Annotated in this window: 11 protein-coding genes and 2 tRNA genes; 9 read left to right on the top strand and 4 right to left on the bottom strand. The window is 72.0% G+C overall.

Going from position 1 to position 13,627, the window contains the following annotated elements; all coding sequences use genetic code 11:
• Nucleotides 1-138: 138 nt before the first annotated feature.
• Nucleotides 139-678 (bottom strand): NUDIX hydrolase, encoded by a 540-nt coding sequence (locus ACIO6U_RS35480; protein ID WP_355347398.1) that lies wholly within the window; start codon nt 676-678, stop codon nt 139-141.
• The gene (locus tag ACIO6U_RS35485; protein WP_355347395.1) at nt 675-2,117 is read right to left on the bottom strand and encodes a zinc-dependent metalloprotease; all 1,443 of its coding nucleotides are present in this window, start codon (nt 2,115-2,117) and stop codon (nt 675-677) included. The genes ACIO6U_RS35480 and ACIO6U_RS35485 overlap by 4 nt, the downstream gene beginning before the upstream one ends.
• 167 nt (nt 2,118-2,284) lie before the next feature.
• Here ACIO6U_RS35485 and ACIO6U_RS35490 point away from each other — a divergent pair, with 167 nt between their 5' ends.
• From ACIO6U_RS35490 to ACIO6U_RS35505, 4 genes are all read left to right on the top strand, one after another.
• Nucleotides 2,285-3,388 carry an SDR family oxidoreductase gene (locus ACIO6U_RS35490; protein ID WP_401725520.1) on the top strand — a complete coding sequence of 368 codons (1,104 nt, stop codon included), beginning with the start codon at nt 2,285-2,287 and terminating at the stop codon, nt 3,386-3,388.
• Between the two features lie 87 nt (nt 3,389-3,475).
• The gene (locus ACIO6U_RS35495; RefSeq protein ID WP_401306525.1) at nt 3,476-3,955 is read left to right on the top strand and encodes a molybdenum cofactor biosynthesis protein MoaE; all 480 of its coding nucleotides are present in this window, start codon (nt 3,476-3,478) and stop codon (nt 3,953-3,955) included.
• Between the two features lie 126 nt (nt 3,956-4,081).
• Nucleotides 4,082-4,261 carry a hypothetical protein gene (locus ACIO6U_RS35500; protein WP_355347386.1) on the top strand — a complete coding sequence of 60 codons (180 nt, stop codon included), beginning with the start codon at nt 4,082-4,084 and terminating at the stop codon, nt 4,259-4,261.
• Nucleotides 4,262-4,362: 101 nt separating this feature from the next.
• Nucleotides 4,363-5,436, top strand: coding sequence for a S16 family serine protease (locus tag ACIO6U_RS35505; RefSeq protein ID WP_355347383.1), 1,074 nt, complete (start codon nt 4,363-4,365; stop codon nt 5,434-5,436).
• 22 nt (nt 5,437-5,458) lie between these two features.
• Here the strand turns inward: ACIO6U_RS35505 and ACIO6U_RS35510 are convergent, their stop codons facing one another.
• On the bottom strand, nt 5,459-6,016 hold the full coding sequence (locus ACIO6U_RS35510; protein WP_355347380.1) for a PPA1309 family protein: 558 nt from the start codon (nt 6,014-6,016) through the stop codon (nt 5,459-5,461).
• Between the two features lie 132 nt (nt 6,017-6,148).
• Here ACIO6U_RS35510 and ACIO6U_RS35515 point away from each other — a divergent pair, with 132 nt between their 5' ends.
• The 5 genes from ACIO6U_RS35515 to ACIO6U_RS35535 all read left to right on the top strand — a co-directional run bounded on the left by ACIO6U_RS35515 (nt 6,149) and on the right by ACIO6U_RS35535 (nt 13,242).
• A complete protein-coding gene (locus ACIO6U_RS35515; RefSeq protein ID WP_401725600.1) occupies nt 6,149-9,040 on the top strand; it encodes a UPF0182 family protein in 2,892 nt (963 codons plus the stop codon).
• 82 nt (nt 9,041-9,122) lie between these two features.
• A tRNA-Met gene (locus ACIO6U_RS35520) sits at nt 9,123-9,196 on the top strand.
• A 249-nt stretch (nt 9,197-9,445) separates the two neighbouring features.
• A complete protein-coding gene (locus ACIO6U_RS35525) occupies nt 9,446-11,389 on the top strand; it encodes a tetratricopeptide repeat protein (protein ID WP_401725524.1) in 1,944 nt (647 codons plus the stop codon).
• Nucleotides 11,390-11,564: 175 nt separating this feature from the next.
• Nucleotides 11,565-11,638, top strand: a tRNA-Met gene (locus ACIO6U_RS35530).
• 275 nt (nt 11,639-11,913) lie between these two features.
• Nucleotides 11,914-13,242: a HEAT repeat domain-containing protein gene (locus ACIO6U_RS35535; RefSeq protein WP_401725527.1), complete on the top strand. Its 1,329-nt coding sequence runs from the start codon at nt 11,914-11,916 to the stop codon at nt 13,240-13,242.
• Here ACIO6U_RS35535 and ACIO6U_RS35540 read toward each other — a convergent pair.
• The gene (locus ACIO6U_RS35540) at nt 13,208-13,618 is read right to left on the bottom strand and encodes a Fur family transcriptional regulator (protein WP_355347371.1); all 411 of its coding nucleotides are present in this window, start codon (nt 13,616-13,618) and stop codon (nt 13,208-13,210) included. The two genes, ACIO6U_RS35535 and ACIO6U_RS35540, sit on opposite strands and share 35 nt — an antisense overlap.
• Nucleotides 13,619-13,627: the final 9 nt, after the last annotated feature.

The raw sequence follows: 13,627 nt of genomic DNA on the forward strand, positions 1-13,627 counted from the left end.
CCCTTCCAACCTCGGGACCAACCCCCCCCCGCCTCCGGCGCCCCCCCCCCTTGGTCCTCCCCGGCCGTCAAAACCCCAAACAACGGGGGGCGCCCCCCCCCCCGGGGCCCCCCCCCCCCCACCTCTTTCCGGCCCGTGTCAGGCGCTCCGCGTCAGCGCGCGTATCCGGCCCAGCAGCGCCTGTACGGAGCTGTCGGCGACCGCCGCGACCTCGTCGTAGCCGAACCAGCGCAGATCCAGCGACTCGTCGCTGATCGCCTCGACGGCGCCCTCGGGGGCGACGACCGCGTACTGCACGTCCAGATGCCACGCGCAGGGCGTACGGTGCCGGTCCAGAGCCACCGGCTCGGGCCGCAGCAGGCCGAGACCGGCGATCCCGGACTCCTCCGCGCTCTCCCGCAGCGCCGCCCCGGCCAGGGTGGTGTCCTGCGGCTCGCAGTGGCCGCCGGTCTGGAGCCACAGGCGCAGCTTGGCGTGCAGCGTCAGCAGGGCGCGCTCGCGCGGCGGGTCGACCACCAGCGCGCTCGCCGTGATGTGCCCGTCGGCGCACGCCTTCCACATGCCGTCGGGATACGCCGCCAGGTGCGCCAGATACTCCTCGCGCAGCCGCTCCTGCCCCTCGTCGGGCGCACTCCACCGCTCCAGGACGCCGACCGCGTCCGCGTGCAGAAGGCTCACTTGCCGGAGTCGCCGTCCTCGTCGGGGTTCTCGCCCTTGTCGGCCGCGTCGCCGGGCGCCTCGGGCTTGCGGTCGCCGCCGCTCGCGGCCTCGCCGAGCATCTTGTCCAGCTCGGAGAAGTCGACGCCCTCGCTGTGCACGAAGCCGTCCGGGTCGTCCAGGTCGGCGGCGGTCGGCAGCATGTCGGGGTGCGCCCACAGGCCGTCGCGGCCGTCGACACCGCGGGCGTCGGTCAGCGAGGCCCACAGCCGGGAGGCGTCCCGCAGCCTGCGGGGCCGCAGCTCAAGACCGATCAGGGTGGCGAAGGTCTGCTCGGCGGGACCGCCGGTGGCGCGGCGGCGGCGCAGCGTCTCGCGCAGCGCGCCCGCGGACGGCAGGTGCGGGGCGGCGGCCTCGTGCACGACCGCGTCCACCCAGCCCTCGACGAGCGCGAGGGCCGTCTCCAGGCGGGCCAACGCCGCCTTCTGCGCCGGGGTGTCCTCGGGCTGGAACATGCCCTGCTGAAGCGCTTCCTGAAGCTGCTCGGGCTGCGAGGGGTCGAGCTGCCCCACCGCCTCCTCCAGCCGCGCGGTGTCGACCTTGATCCCGCGCGCGTAACCCTCCACGGCGCCGAACAGATGCGCGCGCAGCCACGGCACATGCGCGAAGAGCCGCTGGTGGGCGCTCTCGCGCAGCGCCAGGTAGAGCCGCACCTCCTCCTGCGGGACGCCCAGGCCCTCGCCGAAGGCGGTCACATTCGCGGGGAGCAGTGCCGCCTTGCCCGCCGGGCCCAGGGGCAGGCCGACATCGGTGGAGCCGACGACCTCACCGGCCAGGGTGCCGAGCGCCTGCCCGATCTGGGAGCCGAACATCGCGCCTCCCATCGAGCGCATCATCCCGATCAGCGGGCCGGACATGGCCTGCATCTCCTCGGGCAGCACATCGCCCATCGCCCCGGCGACGCGCTCGGCGACCGGGTCGACCAGCTCCTTCCACACCGGAAGCGTCGCCTCGACCCACTCCGCGCGGCTCCAGGCCACCGCGGAGCCGGACCCGGACGGCAGCGAGGTGGCGCTGTCCAGCCACAGATCCGCCAGCCGTACGGCCTCCTCGACCCACGAGCGGTCGGCGCGGCCGACGGTCGCGTCCTTGACGCCGTCCTGGGTGCCCTGGGCGACCGTCTGGCGGGCGATGTCCTTGGCCATGTCCCAGTTCACCGGGCCGCCGTCGTAGGACAGCATCTGGCCGAGCTGCTGGAAGGCGGCCCCCAGGTCGTTGGGGTTGAGCGAGCCGAACATCGCCGCGAACGGGTTGTCGCCGGCGGCGCCGCCGCCGACGCCACCGAAGCCGAACGGGTTCGGCGCTCCGCCCTGGCCCCCTTCGCCCTTGTTCTTCCGGCCGTCGTCCCCGTCCTCGGGCTCCTCGGGAGGGACGCCGAATCCGAATGGGTTGTCACTCACGGGATTCCTCGGCTCTGTGTTGTGATGGGCTGGGGTTGTGTCGGGCTCGGTGTACGGGCAGTACCTCCAGCCTAGACACGTGTCAGGCAGGATGGCTGCGTACCGACGTCACGCCGATGGCGTGCGCCAGCCGCACCCGTACTTGAAACAACCGTGGGAGACACCCGGTGAGTTCCCCAGAAGGACACGTTCGCCCAGAGCGGAGCGCGGGCAGGGCCGCGTCGGGACCGGTGGTCGCGATCACCGGCGCCGCGTCCGGCGTGGGCCGCCAGCTGGCGCTCAGGCTCGTGGAATCCGACCAGGTCAAGAAGGTCGTGGCGATCGACGAACGGCGCGGTGACGTGCGCGGTGCGACCTGGCGGGTGCTCGACGTGCGGGACCCGGTCATCGCCGACAAATTGCGCGGCGCGGACGTCGTCGTCCACCTCGCGCTCGACCTGGACCTGGAATCCGACGCCAAGGCGCGGTCCGCGTTCAATGTGCGCGGTACGCAGACCGTACTGACCGCCGCCGCTGCCGCGGGCGTGCACCGTGTGGTGCTGTGCACCTCGGCGATGGTCTACGGCGCCCAGGCCGACAACGACGTGCCGCTCGCCGAGGACGCCCCGCTGCGGGCCACCTCGGAGGCCAGCTTCGTGGACGACCTGCTGGAGATCGAACGGCTCGGCCGCCGTGCCCCGCGCGCCCACCCCGGCCTCAATGTGACGGTTCTGCGCCCGGCCGTCCTGGTCGGCGGCACGGACACCGCGCTGACCCGCTACTTCGAGTCGCCGCGGCTGCTGGTGGTGGCGGGCAGCAGGCCGTGCTGGCAGTTCTGCCACGTCGAGGACCTGGTGTCGGCGCTGGAGTACGCCGTCCTGGAGAAGGTCGACGGCGAGATGGCGGTGGGCTGCGACGGCTGGCTGGAGCAGGAGGAGATCGAGGAGCTGACCGGGATCCGGCGCATGGAACTGCCCGCGGCCATCGCCTTCGGCGCCGCCGCCCGGCTGCACCGCCTCGGCCTGACCCCGTCGCCCGCGGGGGACCTCGCGTACACGATGCACCCGTGGGTGGTCAGCGGCAGCCGCCTGCACGAGGCGGGCTGGCGCCCGCAGTGGTCCAACGAGGAGGTGCTGGCCGAGCTGCTCGCCGAGGTCGAGGGCCGCAATTCGCTCGCGGGCCGCAGGCTCGGCCGCAAGGACGCCACGACGCTGGGCGCGGCGGGTGCCACGGTCGCGCTGGTCGGTACGGCGGCGCTGGTGCGCAGGGCCCGCAAGCGGCGCGGCCTCTAGATCCGATAGATCCGAAGGCGTGTCCGTCGCCCCGCGGCGGTGGAAGCCACTTTCCGTATCGCGGGCATATGAGGCAGCATGTGCCGCATGGCATCCACGCACGACGAACACGCCGCCCCCGCCGACCGCGCCCGGGCCGCCGACGGTCCGATCCGGCTGCTCGCGATCCGCGACACCCCGCTGTCGCTGGACGAGGTCTTCGCCTCGGTCGGCGACGACGCGGCCGGCGGCACGGCGCTGTTCGTCGGGACGGTACGCGACCACGACGGCGGTTCGGCCGCCGAGGTCACCGGTCTGGCGTACTCGGCGCACCCCAGCGCGGAGGCCGAACTGCGCGGGATCGCCGAGAAGATCGCCGCCGACTACCCGGTACGCGCGCTGGCCGCCGTCCACCGGGTGGGTGAACTGCGGGTCGGCGACATCGCGGTGATCGTCGCCGTCTCCTGCCCGCACCGCGGCGAGGCGTTCGAGGCCAGCCGCCGCTTCATCGACGACCTCAAGAGCGAGGTCCCGATCTGGAAGCACCAGACGTTCACCGACGGCACCGAGGAATGGGTCGGCGTCTAGGGCCTGTCCGGCGGATCGTGAGCGACGCGCGGGGGCGTAACCCCGTACCCCACCGGGCCGTTGGTGCACAGAGCGGTTAATCTGCTCATACGTCCGTTTTGGTGTACGTGGGGTCGGGAGTTCGACGTGGCAGCACTCGCTTGGTTGCTCATTCCGCTGGTCGCCGCGGTGTTCGCCGCGGTCTGGGCACGCTGGGCGTCGCACACCCGCACCACCGGGGACGGCGCGTCGCTCGCCGGGTACGAGCGGTTCCGGCAGGCCATGCAGGCCGAGTCGGCGGAGAAGCCGGACACCGAGACGGTCTGAGGACCGGGCACCGGGACGGCACAACAGGCGCCGCACGGCCGCGTACCCGTCCGGACTCACCCCGCGGGCCGGTTGTCCGGCGGTTCCCGTAGGGTCGTGCCATGCCACGCCGCACCGCGACGCTGCTCGCCTCGACACTGACGCTGATAGCGCTGCTGTGCATCGCGCTGCTGGCTCCCGCACCGTACTCGGAGATGTCGCCGGGACCGACGGTGAACACGCTCGGGAGCTACGACGGCGAAATGGTCATCCAGATCGGCGGCCACAAGACGTACGCGACGTCGGGTCACCTCAACATGACCACCGTGCGGGTCACCGGCGCCGACTACTCCATGAACCTGGTGGAGTCCCTGCTCGGCTGGGCGCGGCGGGACGACAAGGTCGTGGAGCACGACACGCTGTACCCGAAGGGGCAGACGGCCCAGGAGGCCGACCAGCAGAACGCCGAGGAGTTCAGCCAGTCACAGGACAGCGCCAAGTACGCGGCGCTGACCTCGCTGAAGATCCCCGTGCCCTCACGGGTGATCGTGGCGGCCGTCGTCAGCGGCGGGGCGTCCGAAGGCGAACTGCACGCGGGCGATGTGATCAAGGCCGTCGACGGCACCGCGATCACCAAGGCCGACCAGGTCGCGGGCCTGGTCACCAAGCACAAGCCGGGCGAGAAGGTGGTCTTCACGATCATCCCGGCCGCCGACGCGAAGAAGAAGCTGGACACCACGCGGAAGGTGACCATCACCACCCGCGCCTCGGACGACGGCGGCCCGTCGCGTGCCGTGGTCGGCATCCAGGCGGGCGTCGAGCACCTGTACCCGTTCACCATCGACATCAAGCTCGCCGACGTCGGCGGACCCAGCGCGGGCATGATGTTCGCGCTCGGCATCATCGACAAGCTGACGCCCGACGACCTGACCGGCGGCAAATTCGTCGCGGGCACCGGCACCATCGACGACAACGGCAAGGTCGGACCGATCGGCGGCATCAGCCTGAAGACGATCGGCGCGCGCGACAAGGGCGCGCAGTTCTTCCTCACCCCGGCCGACAACTGCGAAGAGGCCGCCAAGAGCATCCCCTCGGGCCTCACCCTGGTGAAGGTGAAGACCCTCGACGACGCCTTGGCGGCGCTGAAGGACATCAAGTCGGGCAACGACGCGGCGCTGCCGAGCTGCAAGAGCTGAGACCGGCGCAGTCCCGGTCCGCTCAGACCTCGAAGGTCGCCGACAGCGCCTCCGCCAGACCCGGCACCAGATCGGAACCGGTCAGCACCTCGGTCGGCGTGTCCTTGGCCCGCAGCCGTACGGCCGACTCCCGCGCGCCGTCCCGCAGCACCGCGACCGTCATCCGCACCTCCTGGCGCTGCGGATGCGCCGCCACCCACGTGGCCAGCGAGGCGTCGTCCAGGCCCTCGGGAATGGCCGCCTCGGCGGCGGGCGGCAGCATCAGCCGCTCCACGGTCAGCGCGCAGCCCGCGATCACCTCGGGCCACGCGATCGTCGCCAGGAACTCGTCGAGCGCCGTGCCGGACGGCAGCTCGTCCTGCTCGATCGGGGTCAGCGACCCCGTCTCGTTCGTCTCGGTCAGGCCGAGTTGATCGGCGAGGCCGGGTTCCTGCGTACGGAGCTGCGCGGTGTCGACAAGGGCGAACAGCCGTGCGGGCCGGTCCCAGCCGAGGCCGGACGCGTACTCGTCGATTTCCAGTACGGCACGGGTCAGCGGGCTCGCCGCGAGCGGTGCACCATCGGTCGCATTGTTGGACATGGTCAGTATCCTGCCTCTTCCCTTGCCGGAATCGGGAACCGGCCAAAGCGTAGGTAAGTTGCACCAGTGGGAGTCCGACCCGGGACACCCCAGAAATACGGACAATTCGAGGTGCGCACCTTGGTATTCGAGATGCCGGACCGCGGCGGAGGATCGTCGGGGCCACGGATCAGAGTCGGCCGCCCATCCCGGCGGACCCGGACGTTGCTCATCACGATCGGCGTGCTCGCCGGTCTGATGATCGCGTTCGTGATCTTCGCGGGATTCTGGACCGACTGGCTCTGGTACCGATCGGTTCACTACTCGTCGGTCTTCACCACCACGCTCTGGACCAAGGTCGGTCTGTTCTTCGTCTTCGGCCTGCTGATGGCCGGAGCGGTCGGCGTGAACATCTATCTGGCACACCGGCTCCGCCCGCCGCTCAGCGCGATGTCGCTGGAGCAGCAGAGCCTCGACCGCTACCGGATGGGTCTCGCGCCGTACAAGAAGTGGGTGCTCCTCGGGGTCTGCGCGGTGGTCGGGCTCATCGCCGGCGGATCGGCCTCGGGGCAGTGGCGGCTGTGGCTGCTGTGGACGAACGCCACGAAGTTCAACGTCAAGGACCCGCAGTTCCACAAGGACGTGTCCTTCTACGCCTTCGACCTGCCCTGGTACCGCTTCCTGCTGAGCTTCGGCTTCGCGGCCGTGGTGCTCTCGCTGGTCGCCGCCGCCCTGGTGCACTACCTGTACGGCGGGCTGCGGATCACCTCGCCCGGCGGCCGGGCCACGGCCGCCGCCACCGGGCATCTGTCGGTCCTGCTGGGCATCTTCATCTCGCTCAAGGCGGTCGCCTACTGGCTGGACCGCTACGGCCTCGCGGTGAAGTCCAGCGGCTTCAAGGCCACCGACAACTGGACCGGTCTGCGGTACGTGGACGCGAACGCGTATCTGCCCGCCAAAACGATCCTGTTCTGCATCGCGGTGATCTGCGCGCTGCTGTTCTTCGCGACCCTCTGGCGCCGCACCTGGTCGCTGCCGATGATCGGCTTCGGCCTGATGGTGCTCTCGGCGATCCTGATCGGCGGCCTCTACCCGGCCATCGTGCAGAAGTTCCAGGTGCAGCCGAACGAGGCGGCCAAGGAAGCGCCGTACATCCAGAAGAACATCGATGCCACGCGGGCCGCGTACGGCATCAAGGACAGCCAGGTGAAGCCGTACAGCGGCACCAGCGAGTCCAGTACGGAAAAGCTGCGGGCCGACGCGGACACCACGGCGAGCGTGCGCGTGCTGGACCCGAACGTGGTCTCGCCCACGTACCAGCAGTTGCAGCAGACGCGCGGCTACTACGCCTTCCCCTCCACGCTCGACGTCGACCGCTACAGCGACGCCAAGGGCAAGGAGCAGGACACGGTCGTCGGCCTGCGCGAGCTGAACATCAACGGCATCCCCGAGAACAACTGGATCAACGACCACTTCAAGTACACCCACGGCTACGGCATCGTCGCCGCCAAGGGCACCGACGTGTCCGGTGACGGCTCACCGGCCTTCACCGAGAAGGACCTGCCGACCACCGGCCAGCTCGGCACGTACGAGCAGCGGGTCTACTACGGCGAGCGGACGACGCAGTACTCGATCGTCGGCGGCCCGACCCAGGAGATCGACTACACCGACGCGGGCGGCGAGAAACCGTTCACGTACACCGGCAAGAGCGGCGTGGACCTGTCCAACCCGCTGACGCGGGCGGCGTACGCGGTGCAGTTCGGCGAGCCGCAGATCCTGTACTCGGGGGCGATCGGCAAGGGCTCGAAGATCCTCTACAACCGCACTCCCAAGGAGCGGGTGGAGTCGGTCGCGCCCTGGCTGACCATCGACGGCGACCCGTACCCGGCCGTGGTCAACGGCCAGGTGGAGTGGATCGTCGACGCGTACACCACCACCAACGGCTATCCGTACGCGTCGCGCACCACGCTCGGCGACACCACGACCGACTCGCTCACCGACGACCAGCGGTCCGTCATCGCGCAGCAGAATCAGGTCAACTACATCCGCAACTCGGTCAAGGCGACCGTGAACGCGTACACCGGTGAGGTCACGCTCTACCAGTGGGACACCCAGGACCCGGTGCTCAAGACGTGGATGAAGGCGTTCCCGCACACGGTGCAGCCGAAGGACAAGATCAGCGCCGAGCTGATGGACCACCTGCGCTACCCGCAGGACCTGTTCAAGGTGCAGCGGCAACTGCTCACCAAGTACCACGTCACCAAGGCGTCCACCTTCTACACCGGCAGTGAGGTGTGGGAGGTCCCGGACGACCCGGCCGCCCAGACGGGCAAGGCGGTGCCGCCGTACTACCTGAGTCTGAAGATGCCCGACCAGTCGGAGCAGGCGTTCTCGCTGACGTCCACCTTCACGCCGAACGACCGCTCCAACCTGAGCGCGTTCATGGCGGTGAACGCCGACGCGTCCAGCAAGGACTACGGCACGATCAGAGTGCTGCAACTGCCGCCGAACACCACGGTCGACGGGCCCAAACAGGTGCAGGCCAAGCTCAACTCCGACAACAAGGTCGCGCCGCAGATCAACCAGCTCAAACGGGCGGGCGCGGACACCACCGTGGAGTACGGCAATCTGCTCACCGTGCCGATGGACGGCGGGCTGATGTACGTGGAGCCGGTGTACGTACGCGGCGCGGGCAACAACTACCCGCTGATGAAGAGCGTGGTGGTGCTCTTCGGCGACCGGATCGGCTTCCAGCCCACGCTGAAGGCCGCGCTGGACGAGGTGTTCGGCCCCGACGGCGAGTCGACGACGAAGCCGCCGCCGGACGACACCACGCAGCCGCCGACGACGACCAGCCCGCCGACCACCAGCCCACCGGGCGACGCGACGCTGGAGCAGGCCCTGACGGACGCTCAGAAGGCGTACGACGACGGTCAGGCGGCGCTGAAGAAGGGCGACTGGCAGGCGTACGGCGAGGCGCAGAAGAAGCTCTCCGAGGCGCTGAAGCAGGCGCGGGAGGCGGAGAAGGCGGCCAAGGGGACATAAGACGGGGCCGATCGACCTGATGGGTCGACAAGCGGGCTGATCGGGTGACACTCCGCGTCGTGGTACGGTGAGGACACAACGACGCGGGGTGGAGCAGCTCGGTAGCTCGCTGGGCTCATAACCCAGAGGTCGCAGGTTCAAATCCTGTCCCCGCTACTGTACGAAGAGGGCCAAAGTCAACTGACTTTGGCCCTCTTCACTTATATGGGGGATGTTCGGTGAACGGGGTTTCGCAAGCCGCCTTGTCGGGAAGTCGACAAACCGCTGAAGTGACCAATCGGGTTGCGGTATACCAGGTGTACGGCGGTAGTGGACGGTGCGACGATGGACCTCATGGGGGATGGTGCAAGACTGCTGAACACTCGTCAGATCCACGAACGGCGTGGTTCTACGGGCGATGTCGACATGTCGACCGAAAGGTTGGCCCAGGAGTCGGCTTCGACGCCCGTGACCGCGTCCGCGACCGTGCCCGTCACCGCGACCGCGCTGCTGCCCGCACCGCGCCCGTCGGCTGAGCAGCCCGCGTCCGCCGAACTCACCGCGTCCACCGGGACGGTGGCCACCCGGTCCCTGGGGCCCGCCGTGGCCCCGGCCCCGGCCGCCGGGCTCAACGACCTGCCCGGGCTTCCCGAACCGACCGACGAGGACGGCCTCGCGCTCCGCGAGGAGGCCGAGATCGAGGCGCGCCACCGGCACGCCGCCGACCTCGGCGACCCGTACGCCATGAGCGCGCTCGGCACGCTGCTGCTGCGCCGCGGCGACCTCGACGGCGCGGAGCCGTACCTGCGCGCCGCCGTCACGCACGGGGACCGCGCCGCCGCCAACAACCTGGCCCTGCTGCTGCACCAGCGCGGTTACGCCGACGAGGCGGCCGACTGGTGGCGGACCGCCGCCGTGGCGGGCTCCGCGCCCGCCGCGCACGCGCTGGGCCGGCACTACCGCGAGCGCGGCGACGAGCCCGCGGCCGAGTACTGGCTGCGGCAGGCCGCCGAGTCCGGCCACACGCTGGGCGCGTACGCGCTGGCCGACCTGCTCGACCACCGGCGCGAGAGCGGCGCCGAGCGCTGGTTCCGCGCCGCGGCCGAGCACGGCCACCGCGAGGCCGCGTACCGCCTCGCCCGGATATGCGCCGCGCGCGGCCAGAACCACGAGGCCGAGCAGTGGTACCGGCAGGCCGCCGCGCGCCGCCACCGGCGGGCCGCGCTGCGCCTGGGCACGCTCCTGGAGGAGCGCGGCGAGCAGGCGGAGGCGGGTCGCTGGTATCTGACGGCCGCCAGGGACGGCGAGGCGCGGGCCGCCTGCGCGCTGGCGTTCCTGCTGCGCGACGCGGGCGACATCGACCAGGCCGCCACCTGGTGGCGGCGCGCCGCCCAGGCGGGCGACGGCCAGGCCGCCAACGCGCTCGGCGCGCTGCACGCCCAGGAGGGCGAGACGCAGACCGCCGAGCGCTGGTACCGCACGGCCCTGGACGCGGGCGACATCAACGGCGCCTACAACCTCGGCCTGCTCTGCGCGGGCCAGAGCCGCAACGCGCAGGCCGAGCAGTGGTACCGCAAGGCCGCGTACGCCGGGCACCGCGAGGCCGCCAACGCGCTGGCCGTGCTGCTGCTCCAGCGCGGCGACGCGATGGGCGCCGAGCCGTGGTTCTCCAAGGCCGCGGAGGCGGGCAGCATCGACGCCGCCTTCAACCTCGGCATCCTGCACGCCGGGCGCGAGGAGGCCGACACCGCGCGCGCCTGGTACGAGCGGGCCGCCGCCGCCGGGCACGCCGAGGCCGCCCTCCAGGTGGCCATCGCGCTCCAGCGCGACGGCGACCACCACGCCGCCGAGCGGCACCTGCGGTGCGCCGCGGGCGGCGGCAGCCCGGAGGCCGCCTTCCGGCTCGGCGCGCTCCTGGAGCGCAGGCAGCGCGAGCGGGACGAGGGCGACGCGGGCGCGGAGGCCACGGGCAGCGTCGAGGCCGAGGAGTGGTACGAGCGGGCCGCCCGGCAGGGGCACCGCCGCGCCCAGGTACGGCTCGGCATGTGCGCCGCCAAGCGCGGGGACGTGGTGGACGCGGCGCACTGGTACCGGCAGGCCGCCGAGGCCGGTTCGCGCAACGGGGCCTTCAACCTCGGGCTGCTGCTGGCCCGCGAGGGCGCCGAGCCCGAGGCCGCCCTGTGGTGGACGCGGGCCGCGGACGCCGGGCACGGCCGCGCCGCCCTGCGGATGGCGCTGCTCTCCGCCCGGCGCGGCGAGCTGGCCGAGGCGCAGCACTGGTGCTCCCGCGCGGTCACCTACGGGCCCGCCGAGGTCGCCGAGCGCGCGGCCCGGCTGACCGCCGCGGTCAAGCACGAGCTGACCGCGTGAGCCGACGGTCGTCAGCGGCGGTTGACCAGGTCATCCGTACGGTTCCTGACCGTTTCCGGCTGAGGGGCGCCCCGCCCGGGGCACCCCTCAGCCGGAATGGCCACCCGCTGCGACGGCCGCCCGCCTATGGATTTGCGCTGGTCAGGAACGCTGGTCTACAGTGAGGGCACAACGACGCGGGGTGGAGCAGCTCGGTAGCTCGCTGGGCTCATAACCCAGAGGTCGCAGGTTCAAATCCTGTCCCCGCTACGGAAAGAGAAGGCCCGGAAGCCAATGGCTTCCGGGCCTTCTTCCTGTGCGACACCGGTCGTCGGCCGGGCTGCGGGGCCGGGTCGCTGGGCGCTGCGCGCGCGGCGGCACCGCGCGCTTTCTCTTAGTCTCCTTGTGCGGGCTTCTTATTCGGGCAAAGACCCGCCGAACCGTCTTGGGCGCGGCACCTTCGCGCGCGATCCTGGTCGGGTACGACGGGCGAGGAGGCGGGATTGCTGCGCAGGCGGCGAGGGCGATCCGAGGCGGGTGTCACCGTGGTGGACACGGGACGCTGGCAGCGCTGGTGCGAGACCGCGCTCGGCGGGCGTCGCGAGGACGCGGTGACCTTGCTCGCGGGCCTGCGCGCCGTCGTCGAGGACGGACCGCCGTACGACAGGGCCGCCGCGCTCGCCGCGCTCGGCGACGCTCCCGCGGACCTCCTGCTGCTGCTCGACCGGCACGCCAGGCCCTGGCACGGCGGCGGCGCCCACCGCTGGGCCGCCGGCGGCCACGCCGGTGTCGATCCGCTGCGTCTGCTGCTGGCCTCGCTCGACGAGGACGGCCGGGTGCGGGCCGGGGCCGTCGAGAGCCTGGCCGGGTGCGGCGGGCCGCTGGCCGTGGCCGCGCTCGCCCTGCGGACGGTCGACTGGGTGCCGGAGGTGAGCGAGCGCGCCACCGCCGCCCTGGTGGCCCGCAACGCGCCGGACGAGGTGGCCGCTGCCGTCCGCGTGCTGCTCAGGCTCGGCGGCAGGCGCCGGGCGGGCGGGCTGCTCGCCTCGTACCGCGCGGTGCTGAGCGAGCCTCCGCACCGCCGCGCCGTGCGGGCGCTGGCCGCCGACTCCGACCCGCTGGCCCGCCGCTTCGGCGTCGAACTCGCCCTGGACCTCGGCAGTTACGTCCGCGGCGACCTGCTGCGGACCGCGCTGCACGACCGCGACCAGGTCTGCCGCAGGCTCTGCGCGCAGCGGCTGCTGGAGCTCGACCCCGACCAGGCGGGCCGGTTGATGTGGGCGCGCGGCGCGGGCGTACGGGAGCTGGCGGTGGCCGCGCTGCCCGGCGACGTGCCTGCCACGCGGCTGGTCGCGCCGCTGGCCGACCGGGCCAGGATGGTACGGGCGCAGGCCCGTTGGCAGTTGTACCGGCGCGGGGAGCCGCCCGCCGACGTCTACCGCAGGCAGCTCCGCAAGGTCGGCAGGACGACCGCGCCCCGGCTCGTCGCGGGACTGGCGGCCGGTCTCGGGGAGTGCGGGGACGCCTCCGACGCGGCGCTGCTGACCCGGCTGCTCGGACCCCGCGAGCGCGATCATGCCGAGAACTGGCCGCCGATGGTGCGCAGGGCCGCCGCCCGCGCGATCGGACGGCTGGCCAAGCCCGCCGAACTGGTCGGCCTGCTCGGCCCGTTGGCGACCGACCCCGATCCGGGCGTGGCGCGCGAGGTGTTCGAGGCGCTGGCCCGGGTGCCGGCCGATGTCCCGGTGGAGACCCTGTGGGTCGGCAGGACCCGTACGGAACCGGCCGTACGCAGGGCCGCCGAGCGGATCGGCGGCAGGGCCTGCGAGCGGACCGTGCCTACGAGCAGTCCGGGCACAGTCCCCGGTAGGTGACCTCGGCCGCCTGGACCGCGAAGCCGAAGCGTTCGGTCGGGGGGAGGGCCGCGAGCGGGTCGCCGTGCGGGTGGACGTCGCGGATGGTGCCGCAGCGGGAGCAGACCAGGTGCTGGTGCGGCCGGTGCGCGTTGGGGTCGTAGCGCTTGGCGCGGCCGTCGGTGGCGACCTCGATGATCTCGCCGATGCTCACCATCTCGCCCAGCGTGTTGTACACGGTGGCGCGGGAGATCTCCGGCAGCCGTGCGATGGCACGCGCGTGCACCTCGTCGGCGGTGAGATGGACATGGTCGCCGTCGAGGACCTCCGCCACCACGCGCCGCTGGGCGGTCAGCCGCCAGCCGCGTTCGCGCAGTCGTTCCAGCAGGTCGCTCATGCGAGCCAG

The sequence above is a fragment of the Streptomyces sp. NPDC087422 genome (assembly GCF_044744145.1).
Lineage (GTDB): Bacteria > Actinomycetota > Actinomycetes > Streptomycetales > Streptomycetaceae > Actinacidiphila.

Excerpts from the sequence above, each read along its gene's own strand:
- ACIO6U_RS35495 (WP_401306525.1), top strand. The coding sequence starts at position 3,476 with ATGGCATCCACGCACGACGAACACGCCGCCCCCGCCGACCGCGCCCGG.
- ACIO6U_RS35510 (WP_355347380.1), bottom strand. The coding sequence starts at position 6,016 with ATGTCCAACAATGCGACCGATGGTGCACCGCTCGCGGCGAGCCCGCTG.
- ACIO6U_RS35525 (WP_401725524.1), top strand. The coding sequence starts at position 9,446 with ATGTCGACCGAAAGGTTGGCCCAGGAGTCGGCTTCGACGCCCGTGACC.
- ACIO6U_RS35505 (WP_355347383.1), top strand. The coding sequence starts at position 4,363 with ATGCCACGCCGCACCGCGACGCTGCTCGCCTCGACACTGACGCTGATA.
- ACIO6U_RS35540 (WP_355347371.1), bottom strand. The coding sequence starts at position 13,618 with ATGAGCGACCTGCTGGAACGACTGCGCGAACGCGGCTGGCGGCTGACC.
- ACIO6U_RS35515 (WP_401725600.1), top strand. The coding sequence starts at position 6,149 with ATGCCGGACCGCGGCGGAGGATCGTCGGGGCCACGGATCAGAGTCGGC.